Origin of the sequence: Sinorhizobium alkalisoli (assembly GCF_008932245.1) — a bacterium.
Lineage (GTDB): Bacteria > Pseudomonadota > Alphaproteobacteria > Rhizobiales > Rhizobiaceae > Sinorhizobium > Sinorhizobium alkalisoli.
In genome coordinates this window covers 59719-79199 of record NZ_CP034911.1, presented here as the reverse complement: position 1 = coordinate 79199, position 19481 = coordinate 59719, and the positions used below count along the sequence as shown (strand labels likewise).

The following is a 19481-nucleotide window of genomic DNA, read 5'->3' as shown; positions in this document are numbered from 1 at the left end:
CTTGATTAAGCTGGTGGCCGATCTGCTGGAGCAGGAGCACCCGCCGTAACGGGACAACAATTTATTCCTGCATCTCCGGATGATACCGAGTGCAACAGGGCAGGTGGGGCAGCTTGAGCATTGGAGTTCTCCTATGGCCTGCGAACCGGAAAGCACTTAATAGGGGAGAGAAGCAACGTGGCCATTCCGGCTCAGCAGCACGCGGCTGTTTTCGATCCGATCGATTGTCCATCCATCATCCAAAAGGGCGCCGACGAAGTACTTCTCTCCATCAATGACAACATACGGCGAGGACCCGCGCCAAACCGCTTCAATCGCGATTGCCGACGGCGCCTTCTCCTCTTTGGTGATCACTTTATTGACCAGTGTTAGAGCTCCATTCGTGCGATGATCGAACCACTCCTGAACCTTCTGCCAACTGGTGGCCGATGCAGACGAGACGGTGCCTTCAGCTGTAACAACCCCCTTGGCCCAGTCGACCTTAATATTGAGCAGGCCTGCTCTAGCCGCTTCCCGTTGCAGATCTCTGGCCGCTGCAACGGCCATCTGATTGTCAGCATGGTTTTCGGTCAGCTTGGGTTTAGGGATAGCAGCAGGTGAATTGGCGCTCGATACATCGGCGCTAACGTAGTAGGAGAAAATCATTGCGAGCGCGCCGATCCCGACGGAGCCCAATAGTACGAAGGCCAGTATGCGGATCGAGAGGCTTGGTGTGTCGACTGATTCAGCGGGCGCTGCACCCTCTGCCGACCAGAGCATGGACATCGCGCCTACGTCGATCACGACCGGAAGAGGAAGCACAACACGCTCGCCGGCGGCAATATTCCCTTTGCCCTGAACGCTAATTCCGGCTGCAAGGGTTTCGACATCGATCGAATCTGCAAGAAAAGTGATGCGAAGATGTTGAGGCGCTAATCCTTGCTCGATAAAGATTATGTCGGCATCGAGGCCACTACCGATTACTTTCGCTTCTGGATCCAGCACACCGGTCAGCCCGCAATAGAGGCCAGACAGGACTTCGAAATGAAGAGAAATCGTGTCATTCAAGGATATTCTTCCGGACAAGGATAGAAGCCGCACGGCAATTGCCGTGCGACTCATTTCAGTTCCACATCGCGTCACCAAATGGTGCAATCGAGACTACGTGAGTCACGCTTCAAACATTATTGAACGCGCTCGTCGGCGACCTTCTTGACCGTCGAGAGTTGCGTTGTAACAGTGCGCAGCAACATACTCCTATTCGTAGCCTCCGTGCTAACCGCCGCCAGCTCCTCCATTTGCGCTTTGAATGCATCAGCCCCATCATTCTTGGCCTTTGTATTTGTAGACCCCGTGGCGGATGAACTAACTTTGCTACTATTGGACCCAACTTTACTTGACATATTGCTTTCCTTTCTTCAATTGTGCCGTCATCAACGACACGCCGGTTCCTGACGAGGACCATCTATCCAGCATCAGGTATCCTCTTCTGTCTCTGCCATAGCCTCCTCGGCATCAGCCATGACATCATTCATGATAGTTAACGCTACGGCGTTGAGAGCCAGCTGAAAGGCTTCTTGTTGAGATGCAGCCTGCGAGCCGTCGCCAGATTTGGGCGGAATGTCCGTCCGACCGTGCCCCCTTTCGGACCTCTTGGGGTCTGGCTGCGTGTTAGGATCGGCCGGCTTTTTATGATCAGGTACGTGCGACTGATGTCGGTTCGAACGTTCATGACCCCCTGTACGAGCCAAGAAAGCACCGAAGCTGCCAAAACTTCCATTTACTGCGACCATCAGGTACTCCGGCGTTTATCTTTATTTGTCAATGGGCGGCGATGCCGTCTTCTGCATCCACCTCCTCAAGCTAAAGTCGTCACCTTTCGACAAGCTGACGAGCTTTAGAAAAAAATAGCGTCGTGATAGATCATGGCTGCGGGCGATCTGACGCCTCCTGTTGAAGCAGATTTCTATCTAACGTCACGTTCTCGTCGAAGTGTGGTGAGGGCGCGCGCTTCTACTGCAGACACCGGATCAAATGTCGTGATCTTTGAAAGCTTGAGAAATGGCCGGCTTCATCGGAATATTCGGGCGAGCGGCAGCCTCGGTGAATTGGTAGGAATTTCCCGAAGTCGCCGCATGCCGAACGCATCGCTGCTGAATCCACGTATGACATCGACAAGCGCTTTGTCGCCTAGGTGCTATATTCTCCCGACACCGACCACTACTTTGCATAAGCGCCTGAGATTGAAAGTGCCACCATAGACTTCGCAGCCGTTCCTCCTTGTCGCGTCCGTGCTCCGCTTCAATCTTCTTGGTCGCCGTCGGCGGACCAGCAGCTCACAGGCGTGTTCAGCATGCTCGGCCCCAGCATTGTCTCGCCGCGCAGTCCCTTTCAGGCTGGCTTACGCGCGCCGGCGAACATAGTTGTCGTTGGACGCGCCGTGCGTTGGGGAGAGTTTCCGCTACTTAAGCCGCCGGCGGCGTGTCCTCACCCAATATGGTCTTCCTCCTGCTTCGTTAACCTGTGCAGGATCAGACGGGAGCTACGGGATCTGAGACCCCCGCAACCTGATGGCCGCGATACGCAGGAAGAAGCCCTGCGCGGGAAGGGGCCTTCGCTGCCGCCCCCGGCGCCTTGACCAGCTCAGTCGATGTACCGCTCGCTACTGCATGCCGATTCCGATGAAGCCGCCCCTTTGTTCCGAGATGATTGCGCCCCCGGATTCCGGGATGATCTCGCCCCCTGTTTCAGCGGGGTCTGCGGGCAGTGATTGTTGTCAGTTCGTTCAATTCCGGTGTCAAGCTTTTCGAGGCAGATTTCGACGTAGGCTTTCTCCGCTGAGCTCGATGCGGTGGGCGTTGTGTACGAGGCGATCCAGGATGGCGTCGGCGTAGGTGGGGTCCCCAATGACGCCATGCCAGGCGGATACGGGGAGCTGGCTGGTAATGATCGTCGATCGGCGGCCGTAGCGGTCCTCAAGGATTTCCAAAAGATCGTGACGGGCCTGTTCGTTGAGCGGCTCAAGACCCCAGTCGTCCAGGATCAGGACCTGAACATGGCCCAGGGTGCGTTGCAGCCTGGCGTATCTGCCGTCACCGCGGGCGAGCGCGAGCTGGGCAAAGAGCCGAGGGACACGCTGATAGAGAACGGAACGGTCGTCGCGGCAAGCCTTATGGCCGAGGGCACATGCCAACCAGCTCTTTCCGACGCCTGAGGGGCCGCAGATAGCGAGATTGTCGTGAGCGCCGATCCAGTCACCACCGAGCAGCTTCATGAAGAGCGCACGGTCAAGGCCGCGTTCGGCGCGATAATCGACATCCTCCGGAGTAGCCTGGTGGCGGAGCTTGGCGAATCTGAGGCGCGCGGCAAGCTTGCGGTCATAACGAGAACTCCATTCCCGCTCGAGCAGCAGTCCAAGCCATTCAGCATGCGAGAGATGTTCGGCTTCGCCGTTGGCGACGAGTTCGCCGAAGGCCTTTGCCATGCCGGCCAGGCCCATGGCGTTCAGTCTATCAAGTGTCGGATGAGCAAGCATTTTCCTTCTCCTTAGTGGTAGTAGCGAGGTCCGCGGATGTTTTCGTGGTGGATGGGTTCACGCGACGCGGCTCCTTTTGAGTCCGCTGTCCGGTCGAGGTGATTGTCGAGGATGGAGCGCACCGAACCATAGGTCCGGGCCCCGATCTCCAGCGCCCGGGCGCAGGCGGCATTGACCCTGTCGCGGCCAAAGCTTCTGCCGAGACGGATAATCCCGAGGCAGGCGCGAAAGCCCTGCTCGGGATGCGGCCGATCGGCAAGGATGCGATCGCACAACAGGCCGACATCCGACCCCATGGCAGAGGCTTCGCGCCGAATGCGTTCAATCGCCCAGTCGGCAAAACGACGATGCGCCGAGGGCATATGATCGGGGATGGTCGTGTGCTTGCCGTTACCGCTCGCGCGGCGGTGAGCGGCAATCCGCTCGCCCTTGTGGAATATCTCGATCGTATTGGCCGTGATGCGCGCCTCGACCTGCTCGCGGGCAAAGCGATAGGGAACGGAATAATAATGCCGTTCGATCTCGACGTGGTAATCCAGCCCGGCACGCCGGATACGCCATTCGGCGAAGACATAGCGCTCGACAGGCAAAGGCCGCAAAGCCGGACGATCAAGCTCTTCGAACAGTTGGCGGCGGGTAACGCCAACCCGGCGCAGGACACGCTTGTCGTTGAGGTCGTAAAGCAATTCGGCGATCGCCGCATTCACCTCGGCCAGGCTGTAGAAGACCCGATGGCGAAGGCGACCCAGCAACCAACGCTCAACGATACGAACCGCGGCCTCCACTTTTGCCTTGTCGCGCGGCCGCCGCGGCCGTGTCGGAAGAACAGCGCTCCCATAGTGCGCCGCCATTGCGCTATAGGTCCTGTTGACCTGGGGATCGAAGTGGCATGCCTTGATGATCGCCACCTTGGCATTGTCGGGAACCAGCAAGGCTGGCGCAGCACCAAAGAACTCCAGCGCCTGAATATGGCATTCGATCCAGTCGGGTAGTGTCTCTGTCCAGCGCGCCTGCGCAAACGAAAGGCTGGACGCTCCCAGGACCGCCACGAACAAGTGCGCCTGCCGCGTCTTGCCCGACAGCCGATCAATGACGACCGTGACCGTGTCGCCGGCATAATCGACGAACAGCTTGTCGCCGGCAGCATGATCTTGCCGCATCGTCACCGGCAGCTTCAGCGCCCAGCCGCGATAGAGGTCACAATACCGGCTGTAGCGGTAGCCGTCGGGATAACGGCTCATGTATTCGTCCCAGAGAATTTGCAGCGTCACGTGCTTGCGCTTCAGCTCGCGATGGACCTGCGCCCAGTCCGGCTCCGGCGCGCGACGATGACCCGTCTTCGTCCCCGCCGCCTTGTAGAGCGCCGCTTCCAGGACGGCATCGCTCACGTCATCACCCAACGGCCACGAAAGACCCGCAAGCGTTGCGCGCCGCAGCGTCTCGCGCACCGTCGACGGTGCTGCCCCGACCCGAACCGCAATCGATTTGTGGCCCAGTCCTTGTTCGAAACGATATCTCAGTATCTCGCGGACACGCCGCATCTCCAGTCTCTCCGCAGGCATCCCGTTCCTTCCTCGTCAACATCGACGGAAGGAACTTCACACCGGCAGAACCCCCACGCCACATCCCTGCCAAAGGGGGCGGCATCATCTCGGAACAAGGGGGCGACTATTTCTCGGAATGGAGGGGCGAGATCATTTCGGAATCAGGGGGCGGTTTGCCTCGGAATTTGCATACTGCACTGGTTTTCTTGCTCTGGTGCTGTGAACGAAACACCTGATAGCCTGGTAGATCTTGGCTCACTCGACTGCCCTTAGCTCGGCGCGAGGCGCGCCAGCGGCTGCTTCGTTCAATCCTGTCGCGAAGACCAGGGTTTGGCAAATTCGACTGGCTTGGCATGCTGTTTCCAGCATGCGTATCAATACCTCGTCAGTCGGCTTTGCAGCGCCTGCCGATCGGCGATGAGGGTGTCGAGGTGCAGTGGCTCGTGGTTTGGCCGCTCCCCGTCCACCAATCTCTTGACTAACGCCCGCGTGCCGTCCACGACAAAGACGCCGCAATCGTAGTCGTTCGGCTGTGCGGCCATGCGGGCTGGCGCCAAGGTGGCGTCCAGCCGTTCTGCCAGCTGTGTTGCGGCCTCATCGTTGTATCTTCTATGCTGGAGGGAGTCGTAATGATAGGCGACCTGCCGCTTCGGATCGCGGCGATCGACGAGCAGCAGCGACCAATGGGTGCCGCGGCCATCAAGAGTGCCATTGTTCACTGGAAGGAACAGGAAGTCGGCCGGGGCGGCGTTTCGATTATAGATCGACTGCAGCATGCCTCGCGCGTGTTGCAGCTCCATGTGGCGCAGCAGATGGGATACCGACGGATCCACTAGCCTTATGCTGGCGGCAAGCGTTGGATCGATCCCCTGCAGCTGCTGCTCGAGGAAATCGTAATCCCTCTGAATATGGGCATCGCTCAGCCACTCGGTGGTCCCGAGCACCGACGCCTCCGGGCGTTTCGAAGCTGGCGCATCGGACCTCCCGATCCGAGCATCGAAGGTGGGGGGCGTCGGCGTCGGCGCAGAACGAATATCGTCGCGCAATGCGGTACCTGGGGGGCTGCGGTCTGCGTTGGGCGCGCACAGGTACGCGTGGAGCGCCTTCAAACATGGGTCTGCGTTCTTTCGATCGTTTCCGTGGGGTGGGACAAACCTGAGGTTGGCTTGTTGATAGAGCGGCCGGCGCTCGCTCATCAGCCGGGCGAGCTTCTGGTCCGGATCGGGGTCTTGCAGCAGGGGGCGTTTGGGGTCCTTTCTTGTTCGCTTTCGGATTGCGTCTACGTCGGTATCTAACCAGATCGAGAGCCCTTTGCTGCCGATGAGGTGTCGGGTCTGCTCATTCAAGACCGCGCCGCCGCCGGTCGCGATCACCCCTATCCCGGCCCCAAGCAACTTCGCGATCTCACCTGCCTCCAACTTCCTGAAATAATCCTCGCCGTGCTCCCTAAATATCGCCGATATCGATTTGCCGATTTTCTGCTCGATTCTTCTGTCGGTATCAATGAAGGGCAGCCCCAACCGACCCGCGAGAACTGGGCCAATAGTGGATTTGCCAGCGCCCGACATTCCGACGAGCACGATCGGCCGCCCGCCGAGGGCAGCGACAATGTCCGTAGCCTCCGGTGGCCTGGCGATCTCCGACTTTCTTGATTGTCCCGCAGCTCGCAATCCAGCTACTGCGACGCTACCCTTACCATCGCTCCAGTGTGTTATGCTCAGCACGTCATCGGGTCTTCTAACGGCCTTGTAGCTCTCTATTACCTTCTGCTCGAGTTCCTCTGTCTTCTCAGGAGCATCGCGGCGCTTCAGCTGCTGCAGCTCTTTATAAGTATCGTGGTTGTCAACTTTGGCGCTGTAGCTGGCCGGGGTGTGGAATTCCATCTGGAAGCGATAGCCTGCTGCTGTGGCAAGTACCGCGTGGATGCCGAGATAAGCGGGACGCTCGAACTTGAACCAGTTGGTCACCTCGATTTCGGTGTAATCCTGCTCCTCGAACGCCAGAATGGCTGCCTTGAAGGCACGTGTAAAATCCTTGTCAGGAATTTCGAAGACGTGGCGTACCGCATTGCTGATCAGCTGTTGGGTGCTGTCGGATGAAACGCTCGTTCCGGCGAGCTGCTCTCGTATGGAGCGTTCCGATCTCAGCCGGCGCTCCAAATGAGGCATTTTCACCTGAATGCCCATTTTTCTGAGGCTTGCAGCGACGTTGAGTGCCGCTGCGGTGATTTTGCCCTCTTCTTTCATTGCGCGGGCAACCTCACTTCTAGCGCGCTCTGAGGCCTCCTCGCGGGTCAGCGTAATCGTCTCATCGGAATTCGCTGCTGCGGGCGGTAAGCCCGAGGGCTCGCGCAAGATGCGCTCGTCCACAGCGAGACTGATCGAGGTTTGCATGACTGAAGCCGTCAGCGTGGGATTGTCCTCCAGATTCTTCAAGGCTGCCCTGAAGTCAAAACTTCCATGGTTGAGAGACGTTGCCAGGCTCTTGACGTATGGCACGGACCTCAAGCCAGGCGTTGTATGCAGCAGCCGCTGAAGGTCCCGGCTCTTCTTCGAAAACAGCTGAGCGCCAGTATTGGATTTGTAGGCGTCGGTGCCGACCTTGATGCCGAGGCTCAGGAGGTTGTTTGCGCTTTGCACCAGGTCATCCGGATTGTAACCGTCCGGGCGAGGATCGATCCGCGCCGGATAGTTGTCGATCAAAGCCCGGATGCGGTCTTTTGGTTGAGAAGTTGCCGGATAGGCATCCGCCAAATCCGGGAGAAGATCTGAGACAGCTGCGCTGAGCGTCGTGCTTTCGGTGCCCTCCGCGTGTTCGACTGTCTCGGGCGCTGGCTCCACCTCATGCCCCTCTGCCCATGCTTCAAGGTCGGCAACGAGCAACTCGGCCATTTCGCGAGCAACCGGATGTTGAGCGATCTCGATCTCGCGCCTCGCTCTCGCAAACAGGTTCTCGATATCCTGGCCGCTCACCTCTTCCCGGCCTAGCAACTGACCAATGTCGCGTCGGAGTTCATGGTGGACGCCCTCGTAGGTGCCAAAGATGGCTCGCTCCGCAAACCAGCGCCGTGATTCATGAGACTGAGCCAGAAAGTTTCGCTGTAGACCGCTGTAAGTTTCCAGGACATCCTGGGTGGCAGCGAGAATCTGGCTGGCGCGACCAAACTGGTAGGTGTCGCCGTCAAGTGCTGGGGTATGCGACTTTGGCGGCTTAAGGGATGGAAGTCCGAGAGCTTGCTCCTTTTCATCGAATTCACGCACATGCTCATAAAGCTGCGGCCGGTCGCCGATGATGATGACGGTGTCGCCGTCGAAGTCGCCGTCAAGTTTTTTCTGTTCACCGGTCGGCACGGCGATCAACGAGCCCGGGGCAAACACCTCGGTGGCCTGCAGGACGCCGAGGCAGTCGAGTGCCGTATCCTCCTTGACGCGGTCCTTGCCTGTCGTCCACTGCGAATGGCACTTGACGTCCTCCGCAGACATCACCAGCGCACGATCGGCGTAGTTCGCCGGCCACATCTCGTCCGGCACGACGATCAGAATGCCTTTAGCAAAGAAAGTCGGATCGTCGGCCGCGAGTTCCTCGCCCGATTTCTGGGCGACATTAAAGCTGTATTGCATGGCCACACACGCGCCGAGGAACACTGCTGTCGGGTCCCCACCAGCGGCTGACCTGACCAGGTCGGTGGCGATTGGCCGCAGGTTGGGCTTATCGTACGGCGAGCGCCCGATCAGCACGCCGTTCGTCCCCGTCAAGGTCTCGCTTTTGAGCGTCGGCACATGGAGACATTCATCACCGGACGGTACCGCAACCGCGCCGGGACCGTCGATATGTCCGCTAGTCAGGGTTCGAAACAACTCCTCGGCCGTCAGTCGTTGCCCCTGTCGACTATCGAGCCAAATCTTAGCTTTCTCTCGCACCTCATTTGCCACCATCTCGCTTCGCGGATAATGTTGCAGCGCCGTGGCAGGCAGGGACGATCTCCTTCCTTCACCAAACGCAGGCACCCGAGCAGCACCTTCCTGCCCGCCGGCCAGGCGAACAGCCTTCATACGAGTGGCCAGCGAAGCCTTGATGAAGCCGCAGCCGTCATGCGGTCGCAACGCAATCGGGCCTTCCCGCCCAGTTAGCTTGAAGGGATGTTCACTGGCAGGGCGGTCCGGCAGCAACGACAGTTTGAATGCGCCTTCCAGCGCATAATCGTGAGGACCTAAGTCCTTGAGAGCCGGCGGCGCGGCAAAACCCCGGCGCTGAGTGTAGTAATATGCCTCTTTGAAAGGTGCCCAGGCGCGCGACAGCTTCTCAAAGGAAGTGCCTGGTGCGGTTTCGGCATAGGGAATCGCCAGCAGCTTCCCGCCGGAAGGCTCTGGTTCCCCCCGACCTGGAAGTTTGGCCGCGATCTGGGAAAGGGTTTTTCGCGGCGGCTTTAACTTGCTTCCGCCGAACAGATCCATGCGGTATGGCACGCCCTCGACGGTCAACGTGCGTGCCAGCATAAACGGGCTCGGCTTTCCTGGCAGTTGCACCGCAACCATCTTCACTGCCCCCGAGGTCAGGCGATGAAAGATCGAATAGCGCGTCTCGGGGTCCGTGGCCAGTTGCCGGCCCTGCATGTCGACTACCGGCAATCGCATCAATCCCGCCTCACCCTGCGGCGCTCTGGGTTCATGGTCCATGGCTCGCAGAACCTGATGGACGTCGAAGACGGACGCCGAATGTTGGGCTTGGACCGTCGCGGCATTCTGCGCCACGAACGTGTCGAGCGCATCGATCGGACGTTCAGCCTCGATTTGCGCGATCAAGTTCCAACTCATGCTGGAAAGGTCGCTTTCGATGAGCTCGCGCGTGCTGTCCAGGATTTCCTTGGTCTTGGACTGCAGCTCGTCGCGCCTCACACGCAAATCAGACTTGCTGCCCTCAACATACGGCCGCCGCAGCAATGTTGCCAGGTTCGCACGGGCCTTGAGCACTTGATAAATCGACAGCGCGGGACGGCGTGTCGAGTTCGGCCCCCGGTTCCGCTCGGCATCGCTTGCCCTGAGATGGGCCTCGATCTTGTGCTCCACGATAGGTTGGATATCATTAAGCAAGTTCAAAGCCTGCCTTCGGTGCCAACGCAGCTGCTTGCGCGGGCTGCGCGCCAGCGGCAGCAGAACGGCGCAAATGTTTCCCATAATTTCGAGGTTGTTCTCAACGGCAAAGCCAGGGGCCTGATGCAATTGCCTCAGTCGATTTATTCCAGGGGCTGCGAGCAAGCTAAGATCGTCATGCAACTGGGCCTTGGCCAACGCCTTCAAGATGCTCGTGACGGCCACCGCGTCGGCCTCGCCGATGCGATCGCTCGCATAATGAAGATAATGAGCCAGTTTGTGTAGTCGATCTTTCAGCAGCGCGGCCTCTGCGATCTCTCCGGCGTCCTCTCTCCTCATAACCCCACGCGCCAAACTGTTGGCGATACTGGAGAGCCCGTGCGTCGTAAAATGACGGTATGGTCGACCGGCCGGGCCAAGTCTGCGGGCGATCTCCAAAACCGCCTGGCTGCATGCCTCCTCTTCCGCACACCTGTCGAAGCCGTTGAGCAGATTTGCCAGCTGCTGCGAGCTAAGACCAGAGAGCCGATCGGCGTCGCGAATCACCTCGCCGGCGATCACCGCGGTGGCCTGGCGTGATTTCTCCTCTTGCGGCCACTTGCTGAAGCCGTTCACCAGGTTCGAAAGGTGCTGCGATGTAAAATCAGGGAGCTGGTTAGCGCTGCGAATTACCTCGCCGGCGATTACCGCGGCGGCCTGGCGTGATTTCTCCTCTTGCGGCCACTTGCTGAAGCCGTTCACCAGGTTCGCAAGTGCCTGCGGATCGAATCCAGGCAGCAGGTCGCTGGGGCTGGCGCGACTGACCACCTCCGCAGCGAGGGCAACGACGGCGTCGCCGCAGCCCGCCTCGTCAGGACACTTGCTGAAGCCGTTCACCAGGTTCGCCAGTGCCTGCGGACCAAACACAGGCAGCTGGTCGGCCCGGCCACCGACCTGACGCGCGACCGCAACGATGGCGCCGCGGCAGTCCTCGGGCCACTTGCTGAAGCCGTTTACCAGATTCGCCAGATCTAGCTCATTAAATCCCGACAGCTCGCCGGCGGCGCGAGCCACCGCCCGCGCGATCGCGACGATAGCTCCGCGGCAGTCCTCGGGCCACTTGCTGAAGCCGTTCACCAGGTTCGCCAGATCCTGCCCAGTGAATCCCTGGAGGCGCCCGGGGCGGCTAACCACGGCACCTGCGACCGCAACTGTGGCTTGATAGGAGTTTTCCGATTGCGGCCACCTGCTGAAGCCGTTCACCAGGCTCGCCAGGTGGTGCGCATCAAACATAGGCAGCTGGTCGGCGCAGCGAAGCACCTCGTCAGCGACGATGTTGGTGGCGTGACCCAAATTCTCCTCTTGCGGCCATTTACTGAAGCCGTTCACCAGGTTCGCCAGATGCTGCCCATCAAAATCAGAAAGCCAGACCTCGCGGCGGCTGGCGCGGTGACAGACCTCACCGGCAATTGCGACGGCAGCGCGTGAGCACTCCGCCGCCTGCAATTTGCTGAAGCCGTTCACCAGGTTCGCCAGATGCTGCGGATTGAAATCAGAGAGCCCGACCTCGGGGCGGCTTGCGCGATGACAGACCTCACTGGCAATTGCGACGGAAGCGCGGGAGCACTCCGCCGCCTGCAACTTGCTGAAGCCGTTCACCAGGTTCGCCAGATCCTGCCCAATGAAACCCGACAGCTCGCCGGCGGCGCAAGGCACCGCACGCGCGATCGCAGCGATAGCTCCGCGGCAGTCCTCGGGCCACTTGCTGAAGCCGTTTACCAGGTTCGCCAGATCCTGCGGATGAAACCCGGATAGATCGGCGTCTTTATCGGCGCGGCGACAGACCGCATCGGCTATGACGACGGTTGCTTGGCGTGAGTGTACCAGTTCCGGCGCTTTGCTGAAGCCGTTCACCAGGTTTGCCAGAGCCTGCGGATTAAACCCGGATAGATTGGCGTCTTTATCGGCGCGGTGACAGACCTCATCGGCGATTGCATTGATAGTGCCGCAACACTCCGCCTCTTGCGGCCACTTGCTCAAACCGTTCACAACGTTAGCCAAGTTCTGCGGACCAAAATCAGACAGCCCGGCGGGGCGGCGGCGAATCTCGGCGGCAACTGCTATCGCGGCTTTACGAGCGTTCTCGTGTTCCGGCCATTTGCTAAAGCCGTTGACCAGCAGTGCCAGACTTTGACCGTTGAGCTCCGAAAGCGCTCCGCGTTGCTCATGAAAAACCTTGGCGATACCAATCATTCCATTGCGACATTCCGCTACTCGGGGATAGCGACTGAAAGACAATACGAACAGTGAAAGCGTTTTACTTTCAACGTCGTTCAGCGCGCTGCCGAGTCTCGACACCTGAGCTGCCATGGCGCTGCAAGCTTCCATGCCTGCCTGACCGCCAGTTTCCCGGCTGATCGCGTTGCAGGAGGTGGCGTACCCCCAGGTATTGCGGACGCGGACATCTTGCTCCCATCTTGGAATAAATTGACGAGTGAACTCGGAAGCGGCCCTTTGGAGGAATGTTGCATGATGTGCCTGGCCTTGCAGACTCTTGTCGTACTTCACCACAGCGCACGAGAATTCAGTGATGCCGGGAGCGAAGGAAATCTCATGTAAAGCGTCATTAAGTAGTGCTTCGTTGTAGCTCTGTGCGGCTACATTGTCGAAACGCCGCCGTCCCGCTCCTGCCGCTGGCCTGGGCTCGCTTTGCTCCTGAGGTGGGAGCGTGTCTGGTTGCGAGCGACTCGGCTTTGGATCGCGGAGCCGCCAGTTCTCATGAAAACGCAAAGACTTTTTTTCCCTGGCCGTTACTTCGCCTTGCGGACCTTGGGTAGAATGATGCTGAGGCCCACTGGCTGCCCGTCGCGGAGTCGTGAGGGCTCGGGCGGGACCTATGGATGAATCGGCGGATTTGCCGCCAAGGGCTTCGTCGGCCCCTAGCACAACGCGAGCATAGGACATTCGTTTATACTGGGAGCCAGCGAGCGTCCGCTGCACGCCGACATCGGACGATTGGCTGCTCTGTCCAACGGCGTGACTTGATTGCGGGGGCGAGCTGCTTGATCCAGCTTCCCCAATGCCCACAGTCTGGCTACCAGTTGGGAGCGCGTCCGGTTGCGATGTTCCGGGTCCTTGATCGCCGGGCCGGGGTTCGCCCACGAAGCTTTTTTCTCGAGCTCGCGCTCCATCAACCGACAATGAGGGAAGAACACGCCCCGCGGTAATGCCTGCACGGGGCGCAGCGTCCGCAATTCGATGTGGACTAATGGAGGGGCCCGATGAACTGTTGCCAAGGGAGAGAACCTCGGTTGCTTGCGCCGTGCCGCTCTTGCCCGAAACGACTTGCGGTTCCGGTCGCCCGGGGGCCGAACTTCGGGCGCCAGCGGAGGGCTTGCGCCTGCTTTTCCCCTTCCTGCGGGTCGAAGTGCCTTCGGCCGGTGCAGCCCTCTCCGTCACAGCCTGGCCGGTAGTGTCGGTCGCAGTCACAGCGGCAGCCGGCCGTTCGCTGATGGATGATCTCGTTGGCTGCAGGTCCAAGAGTTGCAGGACCTGGTCCGCAGTGCCTCGCGCGCCTTCCGCTATCTGACCCAACAATTCCAACGGGAGGTCGGCACCTGTTCGGTCGTCGCTTAGCCTGCCAAGCAAGTCGGGCAACGCCGATGCAAAATCCAAAAGCCTCTGCATGACGCCTTGCAGAACGGAGCAGTCTATCGAGTCGAGTGGGCGCCCTGCCTTGGTCTGAAGAGCGCCGCGCGTCCGATGCACCGCCGGCAAAACTGAGGCGCTGAGGGCATCCAACAGAGGTACTCGCCCGTTCTCACCGATAAGCATTTCCCTCAGTGGCGCTTGGAAACTGCTCGCTCGTGGCTCAATTAACAACCGCGCCAGCTCGATCCGCGATTGCAGAACCATGAACCTCGACATCAGTGTCGAGCCGGTATGCAGTCGCAATTTGGCCTCTTCGGCCTGCTGGATCTCGGCATTTGTATTTGGTAGGTTGGCAGTGACGGCATAGGCTAACTGGATGCGTTCCGCGCGCCATGTCTTCTTTTCCCAAAACTCCACGCAAGCTATATAGTGCCTTGCCACACTGGAAACCGCTTGGCTCAGCTTGGCGGGGCTAGGGTTGGATCGGAGGACCAAGGCGAGCACGGCGTGCGCCTTGTTACGAATCTCTAGCAATTGCATGCCGTCCTTGGCGAGTTCCATGCATTCCGATGCCGCATCGAGCACCAGATCCCGGGTTAGACGCGCATGATCATTGGACAGAATGCTATCGCTCCCTGGGGCCAGACTCGCGTGATATTCCAGAACTGTTGAGCCTGCATCGACGATTCGATCGAGCGCCTCTTGCTTCTCCTCCAGGGTAGGGCCTCGGTTGGCGGTTAGGCTAGCTTCAAGGCGGCTAGATTCAAATTCTGCAAGCAAGCCTTTCATCTGTTGATCTTCTGCCTTGATTTGTCCGGCGGTTATACAAAGCGGGACTGCCATATCCGACTTGGATGGCTGGTCAGCGACTAGAACTGTGGCATCACCCTCCGGGACTGAGGGAAGACGGCGCCGCCGCACGGCGCCTGCTCTTGTCAGCGCGGTTGCTCGAACAACAGCGGCCAGCACTCGCCGTGCGCCCGCGGAAGGGCCGGACGACCTCTCCCCAGGGTCTTCGTCGGCAGTGCGTGCGCAGGACGCACCTGTGCCTTGAGACCCAGAGTGCATCACCTCCAGGATGGAATTGAACTTTTGGCGGCCCTCCGCGAGGGGAGGGCCTGATTGCGAGCGCGAACTGCTTGATCCCGAAATATTGTCGGCCCCAGCATTCCTAATACGCGAGTTCCCAGGTGGGCCAATGACCGTCATATTCCATCTCCGAAACGGCGAAAATGCCGTGCCTATCATTTTGCGGGCTGGTGTCGTTCAGCGCTCGTTGGCCAGGGTTTGGCTGACATGTGCAATCGCTCAGATGCACACGTAAATCTCATCGCCAATATCCCATCCCATCCCGCCTGAGCGGGTTTAGGCCAGAGGACGCTCTGGAAGTTGCACTGCCTGCGGCGCGAGTTTCACCACGAGATCGATCGGAGTGACCGCCACGCACAGCCAGGCCGGGAAGCTGCCGAACTTTCCGGCGAATACGTCGAAGAAACATAGATGGAGGCCCGATGCGTCTCCTCCTAACGTTTCTGACATGGCTGCAGACTTCGGTGCGGCGCTCGCTAAAGCACTTGCAATGTTCAGGCGGTAGCTGCTCCGCTTGAGTCTGCGCCGGCCGGGGCCGCCCGTGGTGCGCGTTGCCGTTTCGGTCGAGCCATTTCGCTCACCGCACATGACAATGGACACGGCACATAGCCATCAGCGGCCCGCCATCGCTGCTATCTCCACGAGCGTCCGATCACATAAAGTCATCCTCATAGGAGTCTGAACTTGGTTCAGTGTTCCCGCTATCCTTAGTTTTGCAGAGATACTGCTGCGGTTTGCCCACACGCTGCCATTCACCGGCACTGTTCTTCGTCCACTTGTCGGGATGCTGAGTAGGGTCAAGGACCATGTCGCCATCATCCACTTCAACAAACCCCATCGTCGCTGCGCGGGCTTGTGCTTCTGGATTAGCCGCACGCCAATTCAGTAACGGTCGTTCGCCGTCCCTCCGAAGTTGATGCTCCAGCAGAATATCGCCTGCATTCTCGACGAGCGGATGAGTTACCTGAAGATCCACTATAGAGGTGACCTCAGTTCGACCGGGAAATTGTTCCCGCCACCTTTCGGATTCGAACTCAGTCATGCTGAATCCGCCTTCTGTTCTCAGCAGTCCAACACAGTGGTCTCCCAGTTGGTAGCTGTAATATCGCGCGTGCTCCGAGTCTCGACTCACGCCGTATTGACTAGCAACGTCCGCAGTGCGTCTGGCGCGTGATGATATGAATTCCGAATACTCTTGTGGATTGTCTGCGATGCGCGTGATCTCAGCGCCGTGAAATTGCCTCGCCTCCCTCCTGAAAGTAGATCTGTCGATCTGCACCACCGGAGGGTTGGCTTGGAGGGAGTAAGCTTGCGTAGCCGCTGACGATGAGCCGCCGCTGGAAGCCGATGCGGTTATGTGCATCCGGGCAAACGTGGCCGCGAACTCTTGGCTTCCTGCATCCGTTTGCCGCCTCCCCCTACGCGTGTATTGGATATCAGAAGAGTCACCAATTCGACCATACATGACGATTCGCTCCTGTGTTTTGACGTGAGTTTAGGTTGCTTGGCGCGGCAGCCCTAGATAGACGACTTGGCTGACTACTGGCTGACGAAGGCGTTGTCCGGATGCACGGTCATCCATCCGGCAGGGCTGCCGATTGACCCACATCGTCGAGCTTGATCCAATAGAGATGCCGAAAGCGATGTCGTGCAAACCGGTCAAGGTTTTGATAGCACTTCACCTGCAGCCAAGTCGGGTCGTTGTGATCAACTGCGATGACATCCCGTCCAAGAGCGCCGCGGCAAGCTGGGCGAAGGCGCGAAGGCCAGGATCTTGGGGCGACACTCGGGCAGCCTGTTCGTCTGCGCCCGCACGAGGAAGGCGGTACCAAGGTCCTACGTGGCGCAATAGAGCTCGTAGATGTCGCTGTCTCGATCTGCACGCGCGCGAGATTGACGAGCCGCTTGAGCGAGAGCGTTCCCTTGAATTTCGTTCGTATCCACAGCCAGCGAGGGTGACGGCCAGACTGTAAGCATTCGCCGAGGGACGCAGGCTCGAGTTCTCTTGCGTGATCGGCGTTTCCATTTTGCGGCTATTGAGTCGCCGTTGTCGCTGAGTTTCGCAACATGGACTTTGATGGGATGTGTGCGCGACGAGCATCCCACGGCTTTCGTCTGTTGATGGAGGAGGAAGCTTATCTCGCGGTCGCAATCAGCAAAGAAAAGGTGGGCTGTTCGTCGCGCTCACGGTGGGATCGTAGTGTGACCAATTCGTCGTGCAGTTCATGGTTGCTGTCGGCAAGGGCCACAGGGATTGCTCGGATCCCCACGGACCGCCGACGTCCTCTGGAGGGCACCGCTCGATCACGTCGAGAAGGACCGGACCGTTGAAGCGCGCAACATTGCAAAGGCCTTTTTCGATCTTGACGGCATGCGCGGCTGGGCGCGGCTGTAGATACGGTCGCGCCTTGCAAGACTAGGATCGGCCCATCGCGCGGCGTATCGCGGCGAAATCATGCGGCCGACATTGGCCGGCCAAGGCGGTGGTCACATCTATACCACGCCTGCGGCAAAGAGTGCTTTGGCGACAGACTCGAAACATTGCGCAGGAACGGCGTCGCTCAGCTTCGTTGTGCTGATGAGCTGATGCGCAAGCACATGATCATCGACAACATAGACACGTAGCGCCCGCGCTTCATTCAACAATTCTGAAGCAGCCTCGCCCGCGGCGCGGCAAACCAAGACGGGTACGCCGCTCTCGCCGCGAACGTAACGCAGACCAACGAGTATGCCCTTCCCCCTCACCACCAACGTGGCCCGGTGCACGCCAAGGGGAGGGTCGTGCGCGGACTCCTCGCGTAGGCGACGTCGTTCACTCTTCAGCTCCGGCGTGCCTTCCTGTTCCTTGAGCTGGCGCGCCACTTCGCTCTTTGTCATGCGCATTTCTCGCAGAAACAAAGCACGCTGCAACAGCAGATCGATAAGTCCGCCGACCAAAAGTGCAGCGGCGCCAATCGCGCTCAGCAGCTTCACCTGCGTAAAAACGAGACCGATACAGCCGATGCCGCAGATAGGCAAATAGACCATCGTTTTCCACGTTCCGAGAAGGAAGAGGAGAAAGCTCGCGCTCAGGACCATCACTTTAAACTGCGTCTTGCCGGCTTCCACAGCAGAACGTGCAGAGGCCATGCGCTTAAGCCCTTCAAACGGGTCAATTTTCTCGAGGTTGGGCTTGATCGGCTCCAGTGAGAAGACAAATCCACCATTGGCTATTAGCCCGGCCAAAATCACCGCGGCGACGAGAGTTCCAAGCAGTGGTCCAACCGTCTCGAATGTGAGTTCGATCAGCAGGACCAGTGCCTGCCGGACCGCTAGATTGAAGGGCAGATTCTGCAGATTGTCGACTACTAGTAGCGCTTCCTGGCATTTGTCTTGTACGACGCTCCCTCTCAGCCAAAGGTAGCCGAACCCAGCGCAAGTGGCGACCGCACGGACGAAATCGGAACTGTGCGCAATCTGCCCTTTTTTGCGCGCTTCGTTTAGCTTGTGCGGGGTGGCGGCGTGTGTCTTCTCTTCACTCGTGTCACTCATTTCAGCAGCTTGTCCATCCACTCAAGCGCGCCATTCGCTTGTGTGATCTCCAGGCTGATCCCCTCGATGAGATAGGCAGTGTAGGCAATCATAATAATCGGAAACCCGAGATTCTTGATCATTGGTGACAGTTGGCTGGACTTGAACTGCGGCGCAAAGCGCCGCAATATCATCATTGATATGTCAACTAACAGAAGGAAGGACACTACGGGTCCAGAGACCAGCAAGGTCGTGAGCATTGTGTGATCCAGGAGCCTCAATAACTCCATAGCTGCTTGCGCGGTGAACGTGGGGTGAAATCGATACACAGGCCAGATCTGAAAGCTTCCATAGAGGGTACTGACCACACCTTCTAAGCCTCCCGACGCCACGAAGATCGTCAGTGCCGTGATCCCGAGAAAAATTCCCATCGCGGAAGCCTGACTGTTCGTTGTGGGGTCTGACGAAGCTGATGGGCTGCTGATGCCGCGTTGGTTGTCGATAAGCTCACCGGCGGCCTGAAGGCTCCATAACGGGATGCCAAGAAAAGTGCCAAGTAGCAAGCCGACAAAGATCTCCTTAACTCCCAGTAGTGTTACTTGAATCAGACGTGTCTCAGGATCCAGCGTCTGTAACCCGTGACTGACGGGTGCAAAACACGGGAGCGTGAAGGCTACAGCCAGGCAGCTGCGGATGAGCCCGCCTATTTGAGCCCGTGTAAATACAGGAAGAATCATTATGAGGCCCATTGCGCGGGCCGCGCCTATGCCGGCTGCGAGGACGAGCTCAATAGCCTCATGGATCAGGGATTGAATTTCGGACGCAATCACGATCAAGGCTGATAGCTTGGGGTCATTGTGGGAAACTCCGCAAAGATCTGGTAGGCCAGCCTTAGAAGCGGCGCGCTCAGAACAGGGGCAAACAGGCTAATTACCGCCACAACGATCAAAAGCTTCACGGTGAGTGGCAAGCTTTCATCCTGGATCTGCGTTGCCGCCTGGATGATACCAACGACCAGGCCAACAATCACTGATGCAATGAGCGGTGGGAGAATCCAGATCATGAAAACCACCAACGACTGGTTCATAAAAGTAAAAATGCTGG

At 58.8% G+C, this 19481-nt stretch carries 10 protein-coding genes; 1 reads left to right on the top strand and 9 read right to left on the bottom strand.

Going from position 1 to position 19481, the window contains the following annotated elements; all coding sequences use genetic code 11:
- Positions 1-156: 156 nt before the first annotated feature.
- From EKH55_RS27385 to EKH55_RS30095, 6 genes are all read right to left on the bottom strand, one after another.
- Complete coding sequence (locus EKH55_RS27385; protein ID WP_069456572.1) at positions 157-1047, bottom strand: SctD/MshK family protein; 891 nt, start codon at positions 1045-1047, stop codon at positions 157-159.
- A 1729-nt stretch (positions 1048-2776) separates the two neighbouring features.
- Complete coding sequence (istB, locus tag EKH55_RS27370) at positions 2777-3514, bottom strand: IS21-like element helper ATPase IstB (protein ID WP_069456397.1); 738 nt, start codon at positions 3512-3514, stop codon at positions 2777-2779.
- An 11-nt stretch (positions 3515-3525) separates the two neighbouring features.
- Positions 3526-5055: an IS21 family transposase gene (istA, locus tag EKH55_RS27365; protein ID WP_083265143.1), complete on the bottom strand. Its 1530-nt coding sequence runs from the start codon at positions 5053-5055 to the stop codon at positions 3526-3528.
- Between the two features lie 377 nt (positions 5056-5432).
- Positions 5433-14567, bottom strand: coding sequence for a shikimate kinase (locus EKH55_RS27355; protein ID WP_246232041.1), 9135 nt, complete (start codon positions 14565-14567; stop codon positions 5433-5435).
- Positions 14568-15143: 576 nt separating this feature from the next.
- Positions 15144-15467, bottom strand: a complete 324-nt coding sequence (locus EKH55_RS27350; protein ID WP_131820479.1) for a hypothetical protein — start codon at positions 15465-15467, stop codon at positions 15144-15146.
- 52 nt (positions 15468-15519) lie between these two features.
- A complete protein-coding gene (locus tag EKH55_RS30095; RefSeq protein WP_269808428.1) occupies positions 15520-15909 on the bottom strand; it encodes a hypothetical protein in 390 nt (129 codons plus the stop codon).
- A gap of 1212 nt (positions 15910-17121) precedes the next feature.
- Here EKH55_RS30095 and EKH55_RS29555 point away from each other — a divergent pair.
- Positions 17122-17262 carry a hypothetical protein gene (locus EKH55_RS29555; RefSeq protein WP_165614708.1) on the top strand — a complete coding sequence of 47 codons (141 nt, stop codon included), beginning with the start codon at positions 17122-17124 and terminating at the stop codon, positions 17260-17262.
- Positions 17263-17360: 98 nt separating this feature from the next.
- Here EKH55_RS29555 and EKH55_RS27340 read toward each other — a convergent pair whose 3' ends face one another.
- The 3 genes from EKH55_RS27340 to EKH55_RS27330 are packed head-to-tail and all read right to left on the bottom strand — an operon-like array spanning position 17361 to position 19464.
- Positions 17361-18398, bottom strand: coding sequence for an EscU/YscU/HrcU family type III secretion system export apparatus switch protein (locus EKH55_RS27340; protein ID WP_069457999.1), 1038 nt, complete (start codon positions 18396-18398; stop codon positions 17361-17363).
- On the bottom strand, positions 18395-19213 hold the full coding sequence (gene sctT, locus EKH55_RS27335; RefSeq protein WP_069457998.1) for a type III secretion system export apparatus subunit SctT: 819 nt from the start codon (positions 19211-19213) through the stop codon (positions 18395-18397). Before sctT ends, EKH55_RS27340 begins: the two co-directional genes overlap by 4 nt.
- On the bottom strand, positions 19210-19464 hold the full coding sequence (locus tag EKH55_RS27330; protein ID WP_083265289.1) for an EscS/YscS/HrcS family type III secretion system export apparatus protein: 255 nt from the start codon (positions 19462-19464) through the stop codon (positions 19210-19212). Before EKH55_RS27330 ends, sctT begins: the two co-directional genes overlap by 4 nt.
- Positions 19465-19481 lie beyond the last annotated feature (17 nt).

Coding starts and splice junctions, on each gene's coding strand:
- istB (WP_069456397.1), bottom strand. CDS start 3,514: ATGCTTGCTCATCCGACACTTGATAGACTGAACGCCATGGGCCTGGCC.
- istA (WP_083265143.1), bottom strand. CDS start 5,055: ATGCGGCGTGTCCGCGAGATACTGAGATATCGTTTCGAACAAGGACTG.
- EKH55_RS27355 (WP_246232041.1), bottom strand. CDS start 14,567: ATGAAAGGCTTGCTTGCAGAATTTGAATCTAGCCGCCTTGAAGCTAGC.
- EKH55_RS30095 (WP_269808428.1), bottom strand. CDS start 15,909: ATGACTGAGTTCGAATCCGAAAGGTGGCGGGAACAATTTCCCGGTCGA.
- EKH55_RS27340 (WP_069457999.1), bottom strand. CDS start 18,398: ATGAGTGACACGAGTGAAGAGAAGACACACGCCGCCACCCCGCACAAG.
- EKH55_RS27330 (WP_083265289.1), bottom strand. CDS start 19,464: ATGAACCAGTCGTTGGTGGTTTTCATGATCTGGATTCTCCCACCGCTC.